The sequence below is a fragment of the Streptomyces sp. NBC_00102 genome, from assembly GCF_026343115.1.
Lineage (GTDB): Bacteria > Actinomycetota > Actinomycetes > Streptomycetales > Streptomycetaceae > Streptomyces.
In genome coordinates this window covers 3,362,894-3,382,632 of sequence record NZ_JAPEMC010000001.1, presented here as the reverse complement: position 1 = coordinate 3,382,632, position 19,739 = coordinate 3,362,894, and the positions used below count along the sequence as shown (strand labels likewise).

At 68.2% G+C, this 19,739-nt stretch carries 18 protein-coding genes; 9 read left to right on the top strand and 9 right to left on the bottom strand.

Annotated features, from left to right (window positions below; genetic code table 11):
- Positions 1-14: 14 nt before the first annotated feature.
- The 3 genes from gnd to dnaA form a co-directional block, all read right to left on the bottom strand.
- A complete protein-coding gene (gene gnd / locus OHA55_RS15055; protein WP_266706614.1) occupies positions 15-893 on the bottom strand; it encodes a phosphogluconate dehydrogenase (NAD(+)-dependent, decarboxylating) in 879 nt (292 codons plus the stop codon).
- Positions 894-1,032: 139 nt separating this feature from the next.
- Positions 1,033-2,163, bottom strand: a complete 1,131-nt coding sequence (gene dnaN / locus OHA55_RS15050; protein WP_266706613.1) for a DNA polymerase III subunit beta — start codon at positions 2,161-2,163, stop codon at positions 1,033-1,035.
- A gap of 1,351 nt (positions 2,164-3,514) precedes the next feature.
- Positions 3,515-5,299 carry a chromosomal replication initiator protein DnaA gene (dnaA, locus tag OHA55_RS15045; RefSeq protein WP_266706612.1) on the bottom strand — a complete coding sequence of 595 codons (1,785 nt, stop codon included), beginning with the start codon at positions 5,297-5,299 and terminating at the stop codon, positions 3,515-3,517.
- Positions 5,300-5,680: 381 nt separating this feature from the next.
- Here dnaA and rpmH point away from each other — a divergent pair, with 381 nt between their 5' ends.
- The 9 genes from rpmH to OHA55_RS15000 all read left to right on the top strand — a co-directional run bounded on the left by rpmH (position 5,681) and on the right by OHA55_RS15000 (position 12,421).
- On the top strand, positions 5,681-5,818 hold the full coding sequence (rpmH, locus tag OHA55_RS15040; protein ID WP_112448007.1) for a 50S ribosomal protein L34: 138 nt from the start codon (positions 5,681-5,683) through the stop codon (positions 5,816-5,818).
- A gap of 18 nt (positions 5,819-5,836) precedes the next feature.
- Positions 5,837-6,208 (top strand): ribonuclease P protein component, encoded by a 372-nt coding sequence (rnpA, locus tag OHA55_RS15035; RefSeq protein ID WP_266706611.1) that lies wholly within the window; start codon positions 5,837-5,839, stop codon positions 6,206-6,208.
- Positions 6,205-6,582 carry a membrane protein insertion efficiency factor YidD gene (yidD, locus tag OHA55_RS15030; RefSeq protein ID WP_266706610.1) on the top strand — a complete coding sequence of 126 codons (378 nt, stop codon included), beginning with the start codon at positions 6,205-6,207 and terminating at the stop codon, positions 6,580-6,582. Before rnpA ends, yidD begins: the two co-directional genes overlap by 4 nt.
- A gap of 3 nt (positions 6,583-6,585) precedes the next feature.
- A complete protein-coding gene (gene yidC / locus OHA55_RS15025; RefSeq protein WP_266706609.1) occupies positions 6,586-7,854 on the top strand; it encodes a membrane protein insertase YidC in 1,269 nt (422 codons plus the stop codon).
- A gap of 11 nt (positions 7,855-7,865) precedes the next feature.
- A complete protein-coding gene (locus tag OHA55_RS15020; protein ID WP_266706608.1) occupies positions 7,866-8,375 on the top strand; it encodes a R3H domain-containing nucleic acid-binding protein in 510 nt (169 codons plus the stop codon).
- 108 nt (positions 8,376-8,483) lie between these two features.
- Positions 8,484-9,200: a 16S rRNA (guanine(527)-N(7))-methyltransferase RsmG gene (gene rsmG / locus OHA55_RS15015; protein ID WP_266706607.1), complete on the top strand. Its 717-nt coding sequence runs from the start codon at positions 8,484-8,486 to the stop codon at positions 9,198-9,200.
- Between the two features lie 311 nt (positions 9,201-9,511).
- Positions 9,512-10,588: a ParA family protein gene (locus tag OHA55_RS15010; RefSeq protein WP_323180416.1), complete on the top strand. Its 1,077-nt coding sequence runs from the start codon at positions 9,512-9,514 to the stop codon at positions 10,586-10,588.
- Positions 10,585-11,661: a ParB/RepB/Spo0J family partition protein gene (locus OHA55_RS15005; RefSeq protein WP_266706606.1), complete on the top strand. Its 1,077-nt coding sequence runs from the start codon at positions 10,585-10,587 to the stop codon at positions 11,659-11,661. The genes OHA55_RS15010 and OHA55_RS15005 overlap by 4 nt, the downstream gene beginning before the upstream one ends.
- Before the next feature lie 142 nt (positions 11,662-11,803).
- Positions 11,804-12,421 (top strand): GNAT family N-acetyltransferase, encoded by a 618-nt coding sequence (locus OHA55_RS15000; RefSeq protein ID WP_266706605.1) that lies wholly within the window; start codon positions 11,804-11,806, stop codon positions 12,419-12,421.
- Positions 12,422-12,540: 119 nt separating this feature from the next.
- Here the strand turns inward: OHA55_RS15000 and trxA are convergent, their stop codons facing one another.
- The 6 genes from trxA to murJ all read right to left on the bottom strand — a co-directional run bounded on the left by trxA (position 12,541) and on the right by murJ (position 19,738).
- Positions 12,541-12,873, bottom strand: coding sequence for a thioredoxin (gene trxA, locus OHA55_RS14995; RefSeq protein WP_266706604.1), 333 nt, complete (start codon positions 12,871-12,873; stop codon positions 12,541-12,543).
- A gap of 44 nt (positions 12,874-12,917) precedes the next feature.
- On the bottom strand, positions 12,918-13,889 hold the full coding sequence (trxB, locus tag OHA55_RS14990; RefSeq protein ID WP_266706603.1) for a thioredoxin-disulfide reductase: 972 nt from the start codon (positions 13,887-13,889) through the stop codon (positions 12,918-12,920).
- Between the two features lie 123 nt (positions 13,890-14,012).
- Positions 14,013-15,017: a hypothetical protein gene (locus tag OHA55_RS14985; RefSeq protein ID WP_266706602.1), complete on the bottom strand. Its 1,005-nt coding sequence runs from the start codon at positions 15,015-15,017 to the stop codon at positions 14,013-14,015.
- A complete protein-coding gene (gene sigM / locus OHA55_RS14980; RefSeq protein WP_266706601.1) occupies positions 15,014-15,736 on the bottom strand; it encodes an RNA polymerase sigma factor SigM in 723 nt (240 codons plus the stop codon). The genes OHA55_RS14985 and sigM overlap by 4 nt, the downstream gene beginning before the upstream one ends.
- A 28-nt stretch (positions 15,737-15,764) precedes the next feature.
- A complete protein-coding gene (locus tag OHA55_RS14975; RefSeq protein ID WP_266706600.1) occupies positions 15,765-17,450 on the bottom strand; it encodes a protein kinase family protein in 1,686 nt (561 codons plus the stop codon).
- Positions 17,451-17,581: 131 nt separating this feature from the next.
- A complete protein-coding gene (gene murJ / locus OHA55_RS14970; protein WP_266706599.1) occupies positions 17,582-19,738 on the bottom strand; it encodes a murein biosynthesis integral membrane protein MurJ in 2,157 nt (718 codons plus the stop codon).
- Position 19,739 lies beyond the last annotated feature (1 nt).

The following is a 19,739-nucleotide window of genomic DNA, read 5'->3' as shown; positions in this document are numbered from 1 at the left end:
GCTGTGCGTGCGTACTACTTCTTGTTCTCCACCGCGTGGCCACCGAACTGGTTGCGCAGCGCGGCGATCATCTTCATCTGCGGCGAGTCGTCCTGGCGGGAGGCGAAGCGCGCGAAGAGCGACGCGGTGATCGCGGGCAGCGGCACCGAGTTGTCGATCGCGGCCTCGACCGTCCAGCGGCCCTCGCCCGAGTCGGCGGCGTAGCCGCGGAGGCCGTCGAGGTGCTCGTCGTCGTCCAGGGCGTTGACCGCGAGGTCGAGCAGCCAGGAGCGGATGACGGTGCCCTCCTGCCAGGAGCGGAAGACCTCGCGCACGTCGGTGACGGAGTCGACCTTCTCCAGGAGCTCCCAGCCCTCGGCGTAGGCCTGCATCATGGCGTACTCGATGCCGTTGTGGACCATCTTCGCGAAGTGGCCCGCGCCGACCTTGCCCGCGTGGACGGAGCCGAACTCGCCCTCCGGCTTGAGCGCGTCGAAGATGGGCTGCACCTTCTCGACGTCCTCGGGCTTGCCGCCGTACATCAGGGCGTAGCCGTTCTCCAGGCCCCAGACACCGCCGGAGACGCCGCAGTCGACGAAGCCGATGCCCTTGATGCCCAGCTCGACGGCGTGCTTCTCGTCGTCGGTCCAGCGGCTGTTGCCGCCGTCGACGACGATGTCGCCGGGCTGCAGCAGCTCGGCCAGCTCGTCGATGGTGGACTGCGTGGCCGCGCCTGCCGGGACCATGACCCAGACGACACGCGGGCCCTTCAGCTTGCCCACAAGCTCTTCGAGGCTGTGGACATCGGCGACGTCCGGGTTCCGGTCGTAACCGATGACGGTGTGGCCTGCGCGGCGGATGCGCTCGCGCATGTTGCCGCCCATCTTGCCGAGGCCGACGAGACCGAGCTCCATCAGAGATTCCTTAAGCGTTGTGCCGATACGTTCCCGGCTCCGAGCCTACGCCCGGCACCGGGACACGGAGCGGCGGGCAAGCTCAGCGCCGAGCCTGCCCGCCGGATCCTCTGTCGTGGGTACGTGTACCGAGCAGCGGTCAGCCGGAGAGGCGGACCGGCATGATCAGGTACTTGTACGCGTCGTTCGCCTCCGCGTCGACGGCCGGGCGGCCGCTGAGCAGGGCGGGCTTCGTGGAGGTGGTGAAGGAGAGCTGGGCCACCGGGGAATCGATGGCGCTCAGCCCGTCCAGCAGGAAGGTCGGGTTGAAGGCGATCGAGATGTCGTCGCCCTCCAGCACCGCGTCGACGCGCTCCACAGCCTGTGCGTCGTCCGAAGAACCGGCTTCCAGGATGAGTACGCCCTGCTCGAAGGTGAGCCGGACCGGGGTGTTCCGCTCGGCGACGAGGGCCACACGCTTGACGGCCTCGACGAACGGGGCGGTCTCGATCACCGCGACGGAGTTGAACTCGGTCGGGAAGAGCGTGCGGTACTTCGGGAGGTCGCCTTCGAGCAAACGGGTGGTCGTGCGGCGGCCGGCCCCCTCGAAACCGATCAGACCCTCGCCCGCACCGGCCCCCGAGAGCGCCAGGGTGACCGTGTCACCACTGGTGAGCGCCTTGGCGGTGTCCAGGAGCGTCTTCGCGGGCACCAGGGCCACGGCGGAGGCGTCAGGGTTCTCCGGCTTCCACTGGAACTCGCGGACGGCGAAACGGTAGCGGTCGGTCGAGGCCAGCGTGACGGTCTCGCCCTCGATCTCGATACGGACGCCGGTGAGCACCGGGAGGGTGTCGTCGCGGCCCGCGGCGATGGCGACCTGTGCGGCGGCCGAGGCGAAGATCTCGCCGGGCACCGTGCCGGTCGCGGTCGGCATCTGCGGCAGCGCCGGGTACTCCTCCACAGGCAGTGTGTGGAGGGTGAAGCGCGAGGAGCCGCAGACCACCGTGGCGCGCACACCGTCGGTGGAAATCTCCACCGGACGGTTGGGCAGAGCGCGGCAGATGTCGGCGAGCAGGCGGCCGGAGACCAGGACCGTGCCGTCCTCCTCGATCTCGGCGTCGACGGAGACCTTCGCGGAGACCTCGTAGTCGAAGCTGGAGAAGCTGAGGGCACCGTCCTCGGCCTTCAGCAGAAGGCCCGCGAGGACCGGTGCCGGCGGACGGGCCGGGAGGCTGCGGGCCACCCAGGCCACCGCCTCCGCGAGTACATCGCGCTCCACCCGGATCTTCACCGGAACCGCCTCCTGCTGTTGCTCGCTCGCCCTGCTGGCCTCGTCGTCGATTCGGGTCCGTCGGCCGAGGGGCCGGGGAGGACGCCGGGGTCCAGTCTGACGTACGGCGCCGACACTCGTTGCTGCTCGGGGTCAAGTCGCCCGAAGCGGTCCGAGAGCCCGGCGGGCCAAGTTGTGCACAGCCCCCACTTCGAAGCTGATTCCTGGCTAACTCTGAGGGGTAGTAGTAGTAGGCCCTGTGGAAACCGTGGATAACGTCGTTTTCGCAGGTCAGAGCCGGTTTTTTGTCCACCGTGCCTGTGGGTGCGGTCCGTGGATAACCAGGCACTTCTGTGGACACACGAAAGTTCTGCACACCCGATGCACAGGCCGGGGGTACTTCTCCCCAGGGGCGTCCCCAGCTTTACCCGGGTTCCCCACAGCCCAATCGACCTCCTTGGTGTGACGCCTTTCACTCTCGGCAGTGAGGAGGGGTGTCGTGTTGCCGAACAGTGGACAGAGGTGTGGAGAAGAGGGTTCCTGCTGGGGACAAGAGAGCCGATCCTGTGAGTTGACGGTGGACAACCAGCAGGGGGTCCTGTGGACAGGATTCTTATCCACAGGCTGTGGATCAAAGTTGACCACAAATCCCCAAGCGGTTGACCTGGCCTGATGGAGTATCGGCAGCCCGCCCTGTGGACGCAATCTGGACAACTTCCCAGTCCCCAGGTTGTGGAGGGAAGATTTCCGGCACATCTGTGGAGAAGCACCGTGTCCACGCTTCTGTGACCTTCTGTTCGAACAGCGATCAACCCTCGAAGCCGTCCGGAGTGAAGGCACCGCGCACTCCCGAGCCCCCGAAAACGTCTCCACCGGCGCCTTTCAGGGCTCCCTCCACACGGTCGTCGGGGCGGCTGCCGTGCCGGCGTCGATGCTCTGGAGGCCGCTGGAAAGAAGCGTCCGGCGGTCCGGAGCGCGACCTGAGCTCGACCCGAGTGGGGCCTGGGTGGGGCCTGGGTGGGGCCCGGGTGGGGCCCGGGTGCCACCTGCGGCGCCGGCATCCGGGGAGTGGGCAGGTGTGGAGAGCCGTCCGCCCTTCCGGGGCCGGAAGGGCGTTCCGGGAGCGGAAGGAGAGGACGGCCGTGGGGGAGCGGGCGTACCAGAGCGGTACCCGGGAACGGCGAAGAGGCACCCGGGCGGACCGTGAAGTGGTTCCGGGAACGGCGAAGAGGCACCCGGGCGGACCGTGAAGTGGTCAGCCCGGGCGCCTCGTTGTCCACTGCCTGTGGGCGGATCGCGCGGGGACGGAGTGCCGGTGCACGACCGGCCGGCCCGGCCGCCGTGCCGCCGGGCGTGGCGGCACCGCCGGACGTCAGCCGTTCTTGATGCGGTTGGTGAGTTCTGTGACCTGGTTGTAGATGGAGCGGCGCTCCGCCATCAACGCGCGGATCTTGCGGTCCGCGTGCATGACCGTGGTGTGGTCCCGTCCGCCGAACTGTGCGCCGATCTTCGGCAGCGAGAGATCGGTGAGTTCGCGGCAGAGGTACATGGCGATCTGGCGGGCCGTCACCAGGACGCGGCTGCGCGACGAACCGCAGAGGTCCTCGACGGTCAGGCCGAAGTAGTCGGCCGTGGCCGCCATGATCGCCGGTGCGGTGATCTCCGGAGCCGAGTCCTCCCCGCCGGGGATGAGGTCCTTCAGCACGATCTCGGTGAGACCGAGGTCCACCGGCTGCCGGTTGAGGCTGGCGAACGCCGTCACCCGGATCAGCGCGCCCTCGAGCTCACGGATGTTCCGCGAGATCCGGGACGCGATGAACTCCAGCACCTCCGGCGGGGCGTTCAGCTGCTCCTGCACCGCCTTCTTGCGCAGGATGGCGATCCGCGTCTCCAGCTCGGGCGGCTGCACATCGGTGGTGAGCCCCCACTCGAACCGGTTGCGGAGCCGGTCCTCCAGCGTCACCAGCTGCTTGGGCGGCCGGTCCGAGGAGAGCACGATCTGCTTGTTCGCGTTGTGGAGCGTGTTGAAGGTGTGGAAGAACTCCTCCTGCGTCGACTCCTTGCTCGCGAGGAACTGGATGTCGTCGACGAGCAGGATGTCCACGTCGCGGTACCGCTTGCGGAAGGTGTCGCCCTTGCCGTCCCGGATCGAGTTGATGAACTCGTTGGTGAACTCCTCGGAGCTGACGTACCGCACCCGCGTCCCCGGGTAGAGGCTCCGCGCGTAGTGCCCGATGGCGTGCAGCAGGTGAGTCTTGCCGAGCCCTGATTCCCCGTAGATGAAGAGAGGGTTGTAGGCCTTGGCGGGCGCCTCGGCCACCGCCACCGCCGCCGCGTGGGCGAACCGGTTGGAGGCGCCGATGACGAAGGTGTCGAAGAGGTACTTGGGGTTGAGCCGGGCATGCGGCTCACCCGGTCCGGGCGCGGGGGCCTGCTGCGAGCCGGGCACCGGCATCCCGCCGCCGTTGCGCCCGGGACGGTGTTGCTGGTCCTGGAGGTCGTGCCGCTCGGGCCGCTGGGACTCGTACCCCTGACGCTCCGGAGGCTGCGGGCGGTAATCGTGCGAGGGCTGCTGCGGGCGCCCGGTGCCGTACGGCTCGCGCCACTGGTCGGCCGGCTGCTCGCGGTCCTGGTAGCCGCCGTGCCGCGGCTGCTGCCAGGAGAGGTCCTCCTGGGTACGCGGCCAGGCGCCCGGCTCGGGGCGCTGCTGGTACTCCGGGTACGCGGGACGGGCCGTCGGCATCCCGTCGTCCTGCGGGCGGTGACCGTACGTGTCGTACGGGTCGACGTGGCTCTGCTCGTCGTGGGACGGGTTCGGGTACCGGTGGTTCTGCCGGCCCTGCTGGGCCTGGTGCAGCGGTGGCGCCGGCGGGGTCGGCTCGCCGACCGAGTCGTCGACGGTGATCGCGATCCGGATCGGCCGGCCGCACTCGCGCGTCAGCGTTTCACTGATGAGCGGTGCGAGCCGTCCCTCCAGGACCCGCTTGCCCCACTCGTTCGGTACGGCGAGCAGCGCGGTGTCGGCGACCAGCGCGAGAGGCTGGCAGCGCTCGATCCACTGCTTGTCCTTCGGCTCGATGCCCTGCTGGCCCTCACCGAGGAGATGTTCCAGCACGCGTGGCCACACTGCGGCAAGATCGGCAGGTACGTCAGCCACAAGGCACGCTCTCTCGCATGTCCCACGAATATGTGGTTCCCGGGACGGAATGGGTCGGGTCGGGTCGGGCCCGGCAGGGGGGAACGAAAAGAAACCGGAGTTCAGCCACGGTAGTCACGCCGACCCGCCCGGTTCAAGTTGTTGTCCACAGCCTGTGCATAGTGGGGGGTCGCTCGCGGCGAGTTTGACCGGATGGCGTAGCCGCGCGTACCGTGACCAGGTCGAGTTGTCGATGGCTGCTGCCGCCTGCCTCCGATGGGCAAAGATCACGATCTGTGATTGTGAAGCGGTGCACTAAGGCGTTTACGCGAGTTCCTCGTGGGCGCACGGTGACAGCCAGGCGATGTCCCGCCAACACCCGATTTATTCTGGAGCCCCCGAGTGAGCAAGCGCACCTTCCAGCCGAACAACCGTCGTCGCGCCAAGACCCACGGCTTCCGCCTTCGCATGCGTACCCGTGCCGGCCGCGCGATTCTGGCGAACCGCCGTGGCAAGGGTCGCAGCGCCCTGTCCGCCTGATCATCCACAGGTCATGACGTGCTGCCTACCGAGAATCGGCTGAGGCGGCGCGAGGACTTCGCGACCGCGGTACGACGAGGACGCAGGGCTGGTCGCCCTCTGCTCGTCGTCCATCTACGCAGCGGTACTACGGACCCGCACGTGTCGGGGGAGACCCCTCCCCCACCGCGTGCGGGTTTCGTCGTCAGCAAAGCCGTGGGTGGCGCGGTCGTCCGCACCGCTGTGAAGCGCCGGCTTCGCCATCTGGTCCGGGACCGGCTGGCTCAGCTGCCCCCCGGTAGCCTGGTTGTGGTGCGAGCGTTGCCCGGATCGGGTGACGCGGACCACGCTCAGCTGACCCGAGACCTGGATGCCGCCCTTGAGCGGCTGCTGGGAGGGGGCGCGCGATGAAGTACCCGCTGCTGGCTCTCATCAAGCTGTACCAGTGGACGATCAGCCCACTGCTGGGCCCTGTCTGCCGCTACTACCCGTCGTGTTCGCACTACGGGTTCACGGCGATAGACCGGCATGGGGCAATCAAGGGAACAGCGCTGACCGCCTGGCGCATTCTGCGATGCAATCCGTGGTCGCCGGGCGGTGTGGACCATGTCCCGCCGCGCAAGCGTCCGCGCTGGCACGAACTGCTGCGCAACGCGCTGCGCGGCGACAAGGGCGGGGACTCCGCCACTGATGTGCCCCCCGGGGACACGGCAGCCGCCGCGGCGGCGCCGGCCGTGCTGCCGGGCCCGGCCACAGAGACCTCGCCCAAAGCTCAAGGAGCCTGATTAGTGGACACGATTGCCAGTCTGTTCCAATTCATCACCACACCCGTCTCATGGGTGATCGTCCAGTTCCACAAGGTGTACGGGGCGATCTTCGGTGACGACACTGGCTGGGCCTGGGGCCTGTCCATCGTGTCCCTCGTGGTCCTGATCCGCATCTGCCTGGTCCCGCTTTTCGTGAAGCAGATCAAGTCGACGCGGAACATGCAGGTGCTCCAGCCGAAGATGAAGGCGATCCAGGAGCGCTACAAGAACGACAAGCAGCGTCAGTCCGAAGAGATGATGAAGCTGTACAAGGAGACGGGCACCAACCCGCTCTCCTCGTGCCTTCCGATCCTGGCGCAGTCCCCGTTCTTCTTCGCCCTGTACCACGTGCTCGCGGCCATCGCCAACGGCAAGACGATCGGCGTCATCGACCAGCCGCTGCTCGACAGCGCGCGGCAGGCTCACATCTTCGGTGCCCCGCTCGCGGCGAAGTTCATGAACAGCTCGGCCGAGGTGCAGGCGCTCGGCGCTTCCCTCACGGACGTCCGGGTCGTCACGGCGGTCATGATCGTCATGATGTCGGCCTCCCAGTTCTTCACCCAGCGCCAGCTGATGACGAAGAACGTCGACCTCACGGTGAAGACCCCGTACATGCAGCAGCAGAAGATGCTGATGTACGTCTTCCCGCTGATCTTCGCCGTGATGGGCATCAACTTCCCCGTCGGTGTCCTCGTCTACTGGCTGACCACCAACGTCTGGACCATGGGTCAGCAGATGTTCGTGATCAACCAGAACCCGACACCGGGCAGCAAGGCCCAGGACCAGTACCTCGGGCGACTGCTGAAGAGCGTCACCCAGCACGGCGAGGTTCGGGGCCGTACGCGGCGTAACACCGTCAAGCGCATCTACGCCAAGGGCTCGGAGCGCAACGACATCGAGCGCAAGTTCATCAACGGACTCTCCAAGCTGGGCCTCGCAGCCCAGGAGGACGGGAACGTGGCGAAGAGCGAGTCGGCAGTGGCGGAGGCCGAGGGCACTGCGCAGCGGCGCCACCAGCCCAAGCGGCAGAGCAAGGCGCAGAGGACTGCCGCCGCCGGTCAGGCCGAGACGGCCAAGGAATCGGCCTCCGACGAGACCCCTGAGTCCAAGACCTCTGAGTCGAAGCCCTCGCTCCAGAAGCAGGACGACAACTCGAAGCCGGCGGGCAAGCCCGCGTCGGGCTCCTCACGCCAGGCAAAGTCCGGCCCGCGCAAGGGCCAGCAGCGGCCCAAGCACCCGTCCAAGAAGTAAGGAGTCCATCCGTGTCGGAAGGCACCATCTCCACGGCCGCTGAGGGCAGCGACACCCTGACCCGCCTTGAGCAGGAAGGCGAGATCGCGGCCGACTACCTCGAGGGTCTCCTCGACATCGCCGATCTCGACGGCGACATCGACATGGACGTCGAGGCGGACCGGGCCGCAGTCTCGATCATCAGCGAGTCGGCGCGTGAACTGCAGAAGCTGGTGGGCCGCGACGGTGAGGTGCTGGAGGCGCTCCAGGAGCTGACCCGGCTGGCGGTGCACCGGGAGACCGGTGACCGCAGCCGTCTGATGCTGGACATCGCGGGCTTCCGTGCCAAGAAGCGTGAGGTTCTGGCGGCGCTCGGCGCGAAGGCGGCGGACGAGGTCAAGAGCTCCGGTGAGCCGGTGCGGCTGGAGCCGATGACGCCGTTCGAGCGCAAGGTCGTGCACGACGCGATCGCGGCAGCCGGTCTGCGGAGCGAGTCCGAGGGCGAGGAGCCGCAGCGCTTCGTCGTCGTCCTTCCGGCCTGACCGGAACATGTTCTGTCGGCCCCGTCTGTTCGCAGGCGGGGCCGATCTTTGTCAGCCTGATAGTCAGCCATCCACAGTGCGTTAGTGCGGTAGGGAAGGACGGTCCCCGTGACGGAGGAAGCAGCGCTCCCTCAGGCACCCGAGGCGGCCCAGGCGGTATTCGGCGAGTTCTTCCCGGAAGCCGTACGGTACGCGGAGCTGCTTGCGGACGCGGGCGTCAAGCGTGGACTGATCGGTCCGCGTGAGGTTCCACGTCTGTGGGAGCGGCACCTGCTGAACTGCGCCGTGCTCTCCGAGGTGGTCCCCCAGGACGTGACGGTGTGCGACGTGGGTTCCGGGGCCGGTCTGCCGGGAATCCCGCTGGCTCTGGTGCGGCCCGACCTGAAGATCACCCTGCTGGAACCGCTGCTCCGGAGGACGAACTTTCTCCAGGAGGTCGTGGAACTGCTCGGACTCGACCATGTGACGGTCGTACGGGGCCGGGCCGAAGAAGTACTGGGGAAGCTACAGCCGGTCCACGTCGTCACGGCACGGGCGGTCGCACCGCTGGATCGCCTCGCCGGCTGGGGCGTGCCGCTGCTGCGGCCGTACGGCGAGATGCTGGCGCTCAAGGGTGACACCGCCGAAGAGGAGATCAACGGCGCGCGCGCCGCGCTGAGCAAGCTGGGCGTGGTGGAGACCGAGGTGCTGCACGCCGGGGCCGGTGTGGTGGACCCCACGACGACGGTGGTCCGTGTGGTCGTGGGCGAGAGCCCGGGCGGTGTGAGGTTCGCCGCAAAGCGGGCCAAGGCTGCCCGGGTAGGACGGACGCGCCGCCGGCGCTGAATCGGTTTCGACGGCCGGGGCAGGGGGGCGCCCGGGAAGAATCATCACCGGGGGCCGGTCTGTCGGCTTGCGGCTCGATGCTCCACAGACGTAGCCCTCGGCTCTCCACGCGGAGTGTCGGTGCTGGGTAGTTGCCCCGCAGAGGCATCGTGTTTCACGTGAAACGTCGCTCTCTGTTGCAGGGAATCATCGGCCGTGGCCGTGCGGCCGCCACGCCGCGGGACCGCAACCCCGAACGAGCTACCAAGTTGTCCACATCGGTGGAGCCATCCACAGAACTGCGGGCCTCGCTGGTTCACAACCCCGAAAGCATGGCAGGCTCTGCCTATTGCGAGCCTGAAGTCGAGGAGAGTGAATCCTTGCGGTCCGACGCCAACATCGCGGGACCGATGACCGATCCGGTCCCCGGTCCCCGTACCGAATCCCTGGGGGACGGTGTTTCACGTGAAACACCGCCGCCGATGGATGACACTCCTATTGGTCGTGCGGCCCAGCTGGCGGTGGAGGCCCTGGGCCGTGCCGGCGAGGGTCTGCCACGCCCTGACCGGACGCGCGTCATGGTGGTCGCCAACCAGAAGGGCGGTGTGGGCAAGACGACGTCGACCGTCAACCTTGCCGCCTCGCTCGCTCTGCACGGCGCCCGCGTCCTGGTGATCGACCTCGATCCGCAGGGAAACGCCTCGACGGCTCTGGGGATCGACCACCACGCCGAAGTCCCTTCGGTGTACGACGTTCTGGTGGAGAGCATGCCGCTCTCCGAAGTCGTACAGCCCGTCCCGGACGTGGAGGGTCTCTTCTGCGCTCCCGCCACCATCGATCTCGCCGGTGCCGAGATCGAGCTGGTCTCCCTGGTGGCACGCGAGAGCCGTCTCCAGCGCGCCATTCAGGCGTACGAGCAGCCGCTCGACTACGTCCTCATCGACTGCCCGCCCTCTCTGGGGCTGCTGACGGTCAATGCGATGGTTGCCGGTGCCGAGGTGCTGATTCCCATTCAGTGCGAGTACTACGCGCTGGAAGGCCTGGGCCAGCTACTCCGGAACGTCGAACTCGTTCGGGGACACCTCAACCCGGACCTCCACGTGTCCACGATCCTGCTGACCATGTACGACGGCAGGACTCGCCTCGCCTCCCAGGTCGCGGAGGAGGTGCGCAGCCACTTCGGAAAAGAGGTGCTGCGTACGAGCATTCCGAGGTCCGTACGCATCTCGGAGGCTCCCAGCTACGGACAGACCGTTCTGACGTACGATCCGGGATCGAGCGGATCGCTGTCGTACCTTGAGGCAGCGCGTGAGATCGCGCTGCGGGGCGTCGGAGTGCGGTACGAGCCCCAGCCAGCGCACGTGGGCAATCAGAGCACCCAGCGGAGCATTTCGGAGGGCATCCAGTGAGTGACCGTCGTCGAGGGCTGGGGCGTGGGCTCGCTGCGCTGATTCCCGCAGCTCCTTCCGAGAAGCAGGTGGCGCCGACCGGTGCCGGTCAGGTGCTGGCGGCGGAGCGGGGAGTACCGGCCGCGAAGCTGTCCGCACTGTCGAACGGCCCTCTGGTGCCCGAGCCGAAGTCGGCGGAGCCGGCGGTGGAGCAGTCGGAGCCGGTGGCGGTCGGTGCGTACTTCGCCGAGCTGCTGCCGGAGTCGATCCGCCCCAACCCGCAGCAGCCGCGTGAGGTGTTCGACGAGGCGGCGCTCGACGAGCTGATCGTCTCCATCAAGGAGGTGGGCCTGCTCCAGCCCGTCGTCGTACGCCAGGTGGGGACCGACAGCTACGAGCTCATCATGGGTGAGCGGCGTCTACGGGCCAGCCGCGAGGCAGGCCTGGAGCGCATCCCCGCGATCGTCCGGGAGACCGACGACGACAAGCTTCTGCTGGACGCGCTCCTGGAGAACCTGCACCGGGCTCAGCTCAATCCGCTGGAGGAGGCAGCCGCTTACTCGCAGCTGCTCAAGGAGTTCAACTGCACTCAGGAGCAGCTGGCCGACCGGATCGGCCGCTCGCGACCCCAGGTCTCGAACACCCTGCGGCTGTTGCGTCTGCCCCTCTCCGTGCGGAGCCGGGTGGCCGCCGGGGTCCTTTCGGCCGGGCATGCGCGCGCTCTGCTCTCCCTCGAGGAGCCCGAGGCGCAGGAGGAGCTCGCCCGGCGCATCGTTCGCGAAGGGCTCTCGGTGCGGTCGACCGAGGAAATCGTCAAGGTCATGGAGTCCAAGAGTGACCGCCCCGCGAAGCCGAAGGGTCCGAGGGCAGGAAGTCTGGTCTCTCCCGCGCTGAGTGATCTGGCGTCACGCCTCTCCGACCGGTTCGAGACGCGGGTGAAGGTCGACCTCGGCCAGAAGAAGGGGAAGATCGTCGTCGAGTTCGCCTCGATGGAGGATCTGGACCGCATTCTCGGCAGTCTCGCGCCGGGTGAGGGGCGCGTGCTGGAGCGCGGTGCCTCCGTCAAGCAGGCGGAGGACGAAGCGGCCGACTGACGACTTCGGGCAATGAGCAAAGGACGGGCCTCAAAGGCCCGTCCTTTGCTCATTCCCGGGTATGCGCTCCCTCTCTGCGTGGTTACGATGCGTTCTGGTAGGGCGTATCTCCCGGGATCCAAGGAAGTGAGGGATCGCCTTCATGGGGCGTCGGCTCGTACCGCTCACCCTGGACAATCTTTCGGATCTCCCCAGTCGCTGTCGGTCCTGTGTTTTCTGGGAGCTGGACCCCGTCAGGGAGGACGCCGCGATCAAGGCGGACACCACGGAGTCGGCCAAGGAGTCCTGGCTCTCCGCCGTTCTCCTGGAATGGGGTTCCTGCGGCCGTCTGGTCCTCGTCGACGATGTGCCGGTGGGGTACGTGCTCTATGCCCCGCCTGCTTATGTACCGCGTTCCATGGCCTTTCCCACGAGCCCGGTCTCACCGGACGCGGTCCAGCTGATCACCGGCTGGATCGACCCGGCACACCAACGTCACGGGCTGGGAAGGGTCATGGTCCAGACGGTGGCGAAGGACCTGCTGCAGCGGGGCTTCAAAGCCATCGAGGCGTTCGGTGAGGCGCGGTGGAAGGAACCCGCCTGCCTTCTCCCGGCGGATCACCTTCTGGCGGTCGGTTTCAAGACGGTGCGGCCGCACCCGGTTCATCCGCGGCTGCGACTGGATCTGCGTACGACGCTCTCCTGGCGGGAAGACGTCGAGCTGGCCCTGGACCGGCTGCTGGGAGTGGTGCAGAAGGACCCTGTGCTCCGGCCGCTCTGATACGGGTGCCGGGGCCGAGGACGGTTCGAGCACAGCAGAACGGGTCGGCCTCTTCATGAGGCCGACCCGTTTCACGTGAAACATCTTCCGTGCGGCGTGGAGAGCACGGAACGAGAGGCTTATTCCGAGACGAGGAAGTCCTCGAGGTCGCGAAGGATCGCGGCCTTGGGCTTGGCACCGACGATCGTCTTGGCCACCTCGCCGCCCTGGTAGACGTTGAGGGTCGGAATGGACATCACGCCGTACTTGGCGGCGGTGTCCGGGTTCTCGTCGATGTTGAGCTTCACGATCTCGATCTCGCCGTGCTCAGCCGCGATGGCCTCCAGGGAGGGGGCGATCTGGCGGCACGGGCCGCACCAGGCAGCCCAGAAGTCGACGAGAACGGGCTTGTCGTTCTTCAGGACCTCTGCCTCGAAAGTAGCGTCAGTAACGTTCTTCAGCGCGCCGGCCACGGCGGACTCCTTACTTACAGGGGGGTGGGTGAGGGTGGAACTGTTCAGACGGCGGGAGTCTTCTCCGGCTCGGCGGCCTTCTCGTCCGACAGGGCGGCGAGGAAGCGCTCGGCGTCGAGGGCGGCCGAGCAACCCGTGCCGGCCGCGGTGATGGCCTGACGGTAGGTGTGGTCGACCACGTCGCCGGCACCGAAGACACCCTCGATGTTGGTACGCGTCGAGGGAGCCTGGACCTTGAGGTAGCCCTCTTCGTCGAGGTCGAGCTGACCCTTGAAGAGTTCGGTCCGCGGGTCGTGACCGACGGCGATGAAGAGGCCTGTGACCGCCAGCTCGGAGGTCTCTCCGGTCTTGGTGTTGCGCAGGGTCAGACCGGACAGCTTCTGCTCACCGTTGACCCCGGCAACCTCGCTGTCCCAGGCGAAGCTGATCTTCGGGTCGGCGAAGGCGCGGTCCTGCATCGTCTTGGACGCGCGGAGGGTGTCACGGCGGTGGACGATCGTGACCGACTTCGCGAAGCGGCTGAGGAAGGTCGCCTCCTCCATGGCGGTGTCGCCGCCGCCGATCACCGCGATGTCCTGGTCCTTGAAGAAGAACCCGTCGCAGGTGGCGCACCAGGAGACGCCACGTCCGGAGAGAGCGTCCTCGTTCGGCAGACCGAGCTTCCGGTGCTGGGAGCCGGTGGTCACGATGACGGCCTTGGCACGGTGGACCGTGCCAGCCGTGTCGGTGACCGTCTTGATCTCGCTGGTCAGATCCACGGACACCACGTCGTCCGGAACCAGTTCCGCGCCGAAACGCTCGGCCTGGGCACGCATGTTGTCCATGAGGTCGGGACCCATGATCCCGTCCTGGAACCCGGGGAAGTTCTCCACGTCGGTGGTGTTCATCAACGCACCACCGGCCGTGACGGCACCCTCGAAGACCAGGGGCTTCAACGAGGCGCGAGCGGTGTACAGGGCGGCCGTGTATCCAGCCGGCCCGGAGCCGATGATGATCACATTACGGACGTCGCTCACGGGTGTCTTCCTCGTCTCTGCGGTCTGCCTACTGTCTGAGGTGGTCGGTTCAACGACTCTCACCCCACCCAACGGATCCTACGGGGCGCGCATTCCCGATCTCCCCGTGTGGCGCGGGGCACCTCAGGGGCGGGGGTAAGGGCGGGAGAACATCAGAGAGCCCGTACCGGCGGGGTCAGAGGTGGCACATCGCGCATCCACGAGGTATGCGGTGACCAGGGAGCTGTCCGTGGGGTGAGGCAGCACCACGAGATAGGTCTCGGTCCCCTCGTACTCACCCGACTCCACGCCGAGGACGGTTGCCTTACGTCCCAGCGCCCTCTGGACGCAGGCAGGTACGGAGGGCGCTTCCAGCGGATCGCCGAGCAGGGGTGTTCCGGAGGGCTCCACTTCCTGCGCGGCGGTCTCGGTGCCCTCGGTGCTCCGCAGCGCGGGAACGCCCCGGAGAAGGCTGCGCACGTGCTCGGGGAGTGTGGCCACGGTGAACTCACCGGCCTCCGACGGCGGGGAATTCGGGGAGACGGCTTCGGAGGCGGCATCGGCCGAGGCCGCCTTGCCGGACGTCGCGCCGGACGTCTGGAAGAAGAAGGCGCCCACGCCCAGAATCCCGGCGCCGAACGCGGCCCCGAGGGCGATCCGGCGACGGGCCGTCGAGGAGCGGCTGCCCGGTCCCGTGGAAGCGGGGGACGGGCGGGCGGTGGAGCGGGACGTCAACGGCCCCTTGCGCTTCCTTCGCGCAGCGGGGATCGCAGCGGTCATTGGCTCGGCGGTCATCGGCTCGGAAGGCCATCGTGCTGTCGGCCCTTCCGTTCCACCTATCGATGTTTCACGTGAAACATCGAGTTCCTCCGGAGCGGTGACGACGGCAGTGGAAGGCCCACGAACCGCCTCGGCGGCGAGAGCGGCGTCGATCCGGGCGGCGACATCGTCCGGCATGGCGGCGGGCACCGGCAGCGACCCGAGCAGGGACTCGATCTCATCGAGGGAGGACCGCACCTCCTCGCAGAGTGCGCACGAGAGGAGGTGACGCCGGATTTCCGCGGTTCGGGGGAGGGGGAGGATGCCTTCGGTGAAGTCGGCGATCTCCGAAACGTCCGGGTGCTGGGTCGTGTCGGTCGTTGATGTCATGCGTGTCCGCCTCCGCCCTGCACTGCGGCAGGATTGTGCGCTCCCGTGTCCCCCGGCCCCGATGCTCGTGGGACGGATGGACTCCGCGACAGGTTCCGTTCGGAACCCGGTGGGCCCTTGCCCTTCGGCGGGTCATCCTCGGCGTCACGGCCGCGCAGATGACCCAGCAGAGGCAGAAGCCTCGCCCGGCCCCGGGCGCATCGGCTCTTCACCGTGCCGCTCGGTACATCGAGGACCAGGGCCGCCTCGGCCACCGGATATCCATGCATGTCCACGAGGATCAGCGCGGCCCGCTGATCGGGAGGGAGTGTCGCGAGCGCGGCCAGCAGCTCACGGTGCAGATCCTGTCGTTCTGCGGGAGCCTCGGCCGACTCGTGCGGCTCCAACAGCTGATCGAGGCGCTCCACGGTGTCCACCGGGGAGGTTCTGCGTGAGGCGGCCTTGCGTGCCCGGTCGAGGCAGGCGTTCACCGTGATCCGGTGCAGCCAGGTGGTGACCGCGGACTGACCCCTGAAGGTGTGGGCGGACCGGAACGCGGAGACGAGGGCGTCCTGGACCGCGTCGGCCGCTTCCTCCCGGTCCCCCAGAGTGCGCAGTGCCACGGCCCATAAGCGGTCCCTGTGGCGCCGCACCAACTCACCGAAGGCTTGCGGCTCGCCCGCCACGTGCTGTGCCAGAAGCTCCTGGTCACTGGTGTCGGCGAAACTGGCGTCGTCCAACGGTGAGCCCCCCGTTCCCCTGTGTCCGTCAGCTGGTGACTTTGATCTCGGAGATCTTGCCCCGGTACTGCTCGCCGCTGCCGGGCAGCTTGGTGAGCCAGACGAGGAGGTACCGCGCCTGGACGGGGTGTTCGGGCTTGAGCGTCACGTCCGTTCCCGAGCCTCCGGCCACCTTGGTGAAGCCGTCGGGCATGGAGGGTGCGGCCGCGTCTTCCGAGGTCCGCAGTTCGACCGAGGTGGTGCCGTCGAGGAAGGAGACGTCCACGGATCCGACCTGCTGCACCTTGCCGAGATCGAGAACGACTCCGACGCCTGTTTTGAGGCGGCCGAACTTCTCGGAGTAGTAGCTCTGGGTGGACCAGTAGGTGCTGGCGTCGCCGTCGTAGGCGTTCTTCACCGCCTCGGGCTTCTCGCCGCCATCGCTTCCGAGGGGGTCGAAATCGTGGCTGCCGACGATGGCGAGGGGCCGGCCGGAGACGAGAGCGTTCTTGTCCGTGCTGCCGCTGTCCTTCGTGCGGGTGGTGTCCGTCTCCTCGGTCTTCTTGTTGTCCAAGAGCGTCTCGGCGAGCTGCCAGCTGCCGAGGCCGAGGGCGGCGATGAGCAGGGCGGAGACGGCCCATTTCAGCGCCCTGCCGGTGCGGCTCTGGAGCGGGGCCGGAGGCACGGGCATGGCGTTCGGCGCCGCCTGCGCGGAGGGCCGCCCGTAGGTTCCCTGCTGGTAGGTGGTCCGCTGGTACTCGGGCGGAGCGGTGAAGGTCGGCTCGGGCGGCAGGATGCGAGGCATCGCTGCGACGGCCTTGGCCAGCTCGTCGGGGGTGGTGCAGGGCGGTTCCTGCCGCGAGGCCGTGGCGCCGTCGTTGGCGAGAGCACGCATGGCGAGCTCGGAGAGACCGCGGTGAACCCCGGCCCGGACCTGGTCCGGGGCGATGAGACCCATCCCCTTGGGCAGGCCGGCGAGCCCGTAGGCGTCGTTCTCGTAGGGCCACCGTTGGGTCAGCGCCGCGTACAGCAGGGCGCCGATCGCCTCGGTGTCCGTCCGCAACGGGCGCTCGGCCGTGATGCCGCGCAGAGCGGCGTCCACGGCGAGGCCGCGGATGCGGTACTGCCCCGTGGAGCTGCGCAGGACGGCACCGGGTGTCAGGCGCAGGTGGGCGAGGCCCTCCCGGTGCGCGGCAGCCATGGCCTGGGAGAGCTGGACCACGAGCTGGTACGCGTCGTGAGGCTCCATGGGCCCCGCTGCGAGCAGCGCGGTGAGTTCGACGGCGTCCGGGAGCCACTCGTGGACGACGTAGACGAAGTCGCCCTCCTCCACCGCGTCCAGTACCTGCACGAAGCGCGGGTCGCCCAGCAGCGCCGAGGAGCGGGCCGCGGCCAGGACGGGCCGGGCGCGCGGATGGTTGGCGGTGAGCAGGTGGACACCCACCGCGCGTCGCAGCTTCTCGTCCATCGCGCGCCAGCTGCTGAAACCGTCCAGCCGGGTGACGCACTCTTCGAGCCGGTAGCGCTTGGCCAGTTTGTGGCCGCTGTGCAGGTCGGGTGCCGGCAGTTCCGCGGGGGAACCGGCGTCCTTGTCTTCCACGCCGTCCGGGCTCTCGCCCGCCGCGTTCTCGGCTTCAGCCGTCCCGTCGGTCGTGGCCTCGTCCGCCTTGGCGGCCAACGGCTCGTCGCCGCTGTTGTCGGCCACGTCGACGGCGGCCGTGCTACGTTCCGCCACCGTCGTTCCTGCCTCCCCATCCGTTGCGCGATGCCAGCCGGCTCTGCTCACAGTCACGCCAATTGTGCCCACACTCCGGCCCTATGCACGACACACGGAGACCGGCGATGGTTGTGTGCTGCGGCGCGTTTTCAGCGGCCGAGCCGTCCCCGGACCATACCCATCAGGCCGTTCACCTCTTCGATCCGCATCTTCTTGGCCGCACCGAAGAAGATGCCGAGCAGGAGCAGACCGCCGCAGATCAGTGCGACGACCGATCCGAATACACCTTCGCCGAGAAGTTCCAGCAGGGCGACCCCCACCGCCCCCCCGACCAGTGCGGCAGGGACCGCCGCCATGCAGAGGCGGGCGTACGTACGGACGACACGGGAGCCGTCCAGATCGCCGCCGAGCCGGTTGCGCAGTCGGCGCCAGGCGACGCCGACCCCGACCGCGTACGCGAGGCCGTAGGAAGCCGCCATGCCGACCACCGCCCAGCGGGACGGGAGGACGATGTAGCAGACGACGGACGCGGCGGCGTTGACGGCCGCGACGATCACCGTGTTGTAGAAGGGCGTGCGGGTGTCCTCGTACGCGTAGAAGCCGCGCAGCACCACGTACTGCACGGAGTACGGGATGAGGCCCAGGGCGAAGGCCATCAGGATGAAGCCCATCGACCGGGCAGCCTCGGAGCCGCTCGCCCCGTAGAGCAGGGTGCACATCGGCAGACCGAGCGCGAGGAAGCCGAAGGCTACCGGCACGATCGCGACGGCCGAGTTCCGCAGGCCCTGGGAGATGTCGTCGCGGACCGCACCGGGGTCGTTGTCGTGCGCGGCCCGGGCGATGCGGGGCAGCAGCGCGGCCATGACGGAGACGGTGATGATGGCCTGCGGCATGCCCCAGATGAGCTGGGCGTTGGAGTAGGCGAGGAATCCGGTGCCGTCCTGGCCGGAGAGCTTTCCGGCAGAGGTGGCGAGCTGGGTGACTACCAGGACGCCCGCCTGGTTGGCGAGGACGAAGAGCACGGTCCACTTGGCCAGCTTGATCGTCTTGCCGAGACCGTGGCCCCGCCAGTCGAAGCGGGGACGGAACCGGAAACCCGCTACACGCAGGTACGGGATCATGGCCAGCGCCTGCACGGTGAGCCCCAGCAGCGTGCCGATGCCCAGCAGCCGCACGCCCTCCGGCGGGATCGTGCGCACACCCATCTGGGAATCGGCCGAGGTGCCGTAGACCCAGATGAACAGGCCGAACGTCGTGATCATGACGATGTTGTTGAGGACCGGGGTCCACATCATCGCGCCGAACTTGCCGCGCGCGTTGAGGATCTGCCCCATCACGACGTGCACGCCCATGAAGAAGATCGTCGGCAGGCAGTAGCGCGCGAAGGTGGTGGCCACGCCGTAGGCGGCGGGTTCTCTGGCGATGGGCAGCGACATCAGCCGGATGAGGAGCGGCGCGGCGAATACAGCCGCTGCCACGATCAGGCCGAGTGCGACCATCACCAGGGTGAGCAGACGGTTGGCGTACGCCTCGCCGCCGTCCTCGTCGTCCTTCATGGAGCGGACGAGCTGGGGGACGAACACGGAGTTCAGGCCGCCGCCGACGGTGAGGATGTAGATCATCGTCGGCAGGGTGTAGGCGATGGTGAAGGTGTCACCGAGCATGGCGGCGCCGAGAGCCGCGGTGATGACCAGGCTCCGGACGAATCCGGTGAGCCGTGAGACGAGTGTTCCTGCGGCCATCAGGGCGCTGGACTTGAGGAGCCCCGAGGCCCGTCCTCCGGACTTCTGCGGCGCGGGTGCCTTCGCGGGCTCCGGCTCGGGCGTGCCGGCGTGCCGGCCACGGTTGGCGCCCTCCTGGTCCCGGAAGAGATGGGCGAACGCGTCCGGTTCCTCTTCGTCGTCCGATGCGCGGGTGACGAGATCGTCGACGCCCACGAACTGGGTCGTGAGGGCGTCGTCTCCGTAGGGAAGGTGCCGGGAGGGCCCTGCCGGCTCCGGTGCGGGCGTCTGAGCCCAGATCCGGGGGTCCGGGGGGTACTGGGCCGCCGGAGGCTGCTGGTAGAGCGGCTGTGGCTCCTGATACGTGCCCGGGGGCGGCGGAGGGTGGGAGGCCCGGTCGTACAGGGCCTCTCCGACCGGGTCCTGGGCGGCGAGGTCCCGCGCCCGGTAGGGATCGTGGTCGTAGGCGTGCTGGAGGTACGGGTCGGCCGGTGTCATCCCGTCCGGTCCCGTCTCCGGGGGCACGCGGTCGGCGCCCGTCCCGCCCGCGCCGTGCACGCGGTCACCGTCGTACGGCGCGTTCATC

What these genes read in the sequence shown, in the direction of transcription:
- gnd (WP_266706614.1), bottom strand. Translation starts at nt 893, where the DNA reads ATGGAGCTCGGTCTCGTCGGCCTCGGCAAGATGGGCGGCAACATGCGC.
- yidD (WP_266706610.1), top strand. Translation starts at nt 6,205, where the DNA reads ATGAAGTACCCGCTGCTGGCTCTCATCAAGCTGTACCAGTGGACGATC.
- OHA55_RS15010 (WP_323180416.1), top strand. Translation starts at nt 9,512, where the DNA reads ATGGCAGGCTCTGCCTATTGCGAGCCTGAAGTCGAGGAGAGTGAATCC.
- OHA55_RS15000 (WP_266706605.1), top strand. Translation starts at nt 11,804, where the DNA reads ATGGGGCGTCGGCTCGTACCGCTCACCCTGGACAATCTTTCGGATCTC.
- OHA55_RS14985 (WP_266706602.1), bottom strand. Translation starts at nt 15,017, where the DNA reads ATGACATCAACGACCGACACGACCCAGCACCCGGACGTTTCGGAGATC.
- murJ (WP_266706599.1), bottom strand. Translation starts at nt 19,738, where the DNA reads ATGAACGCGCCGTACGACGGTGACCGCGTGCACGGCGCGGGCGGGACG.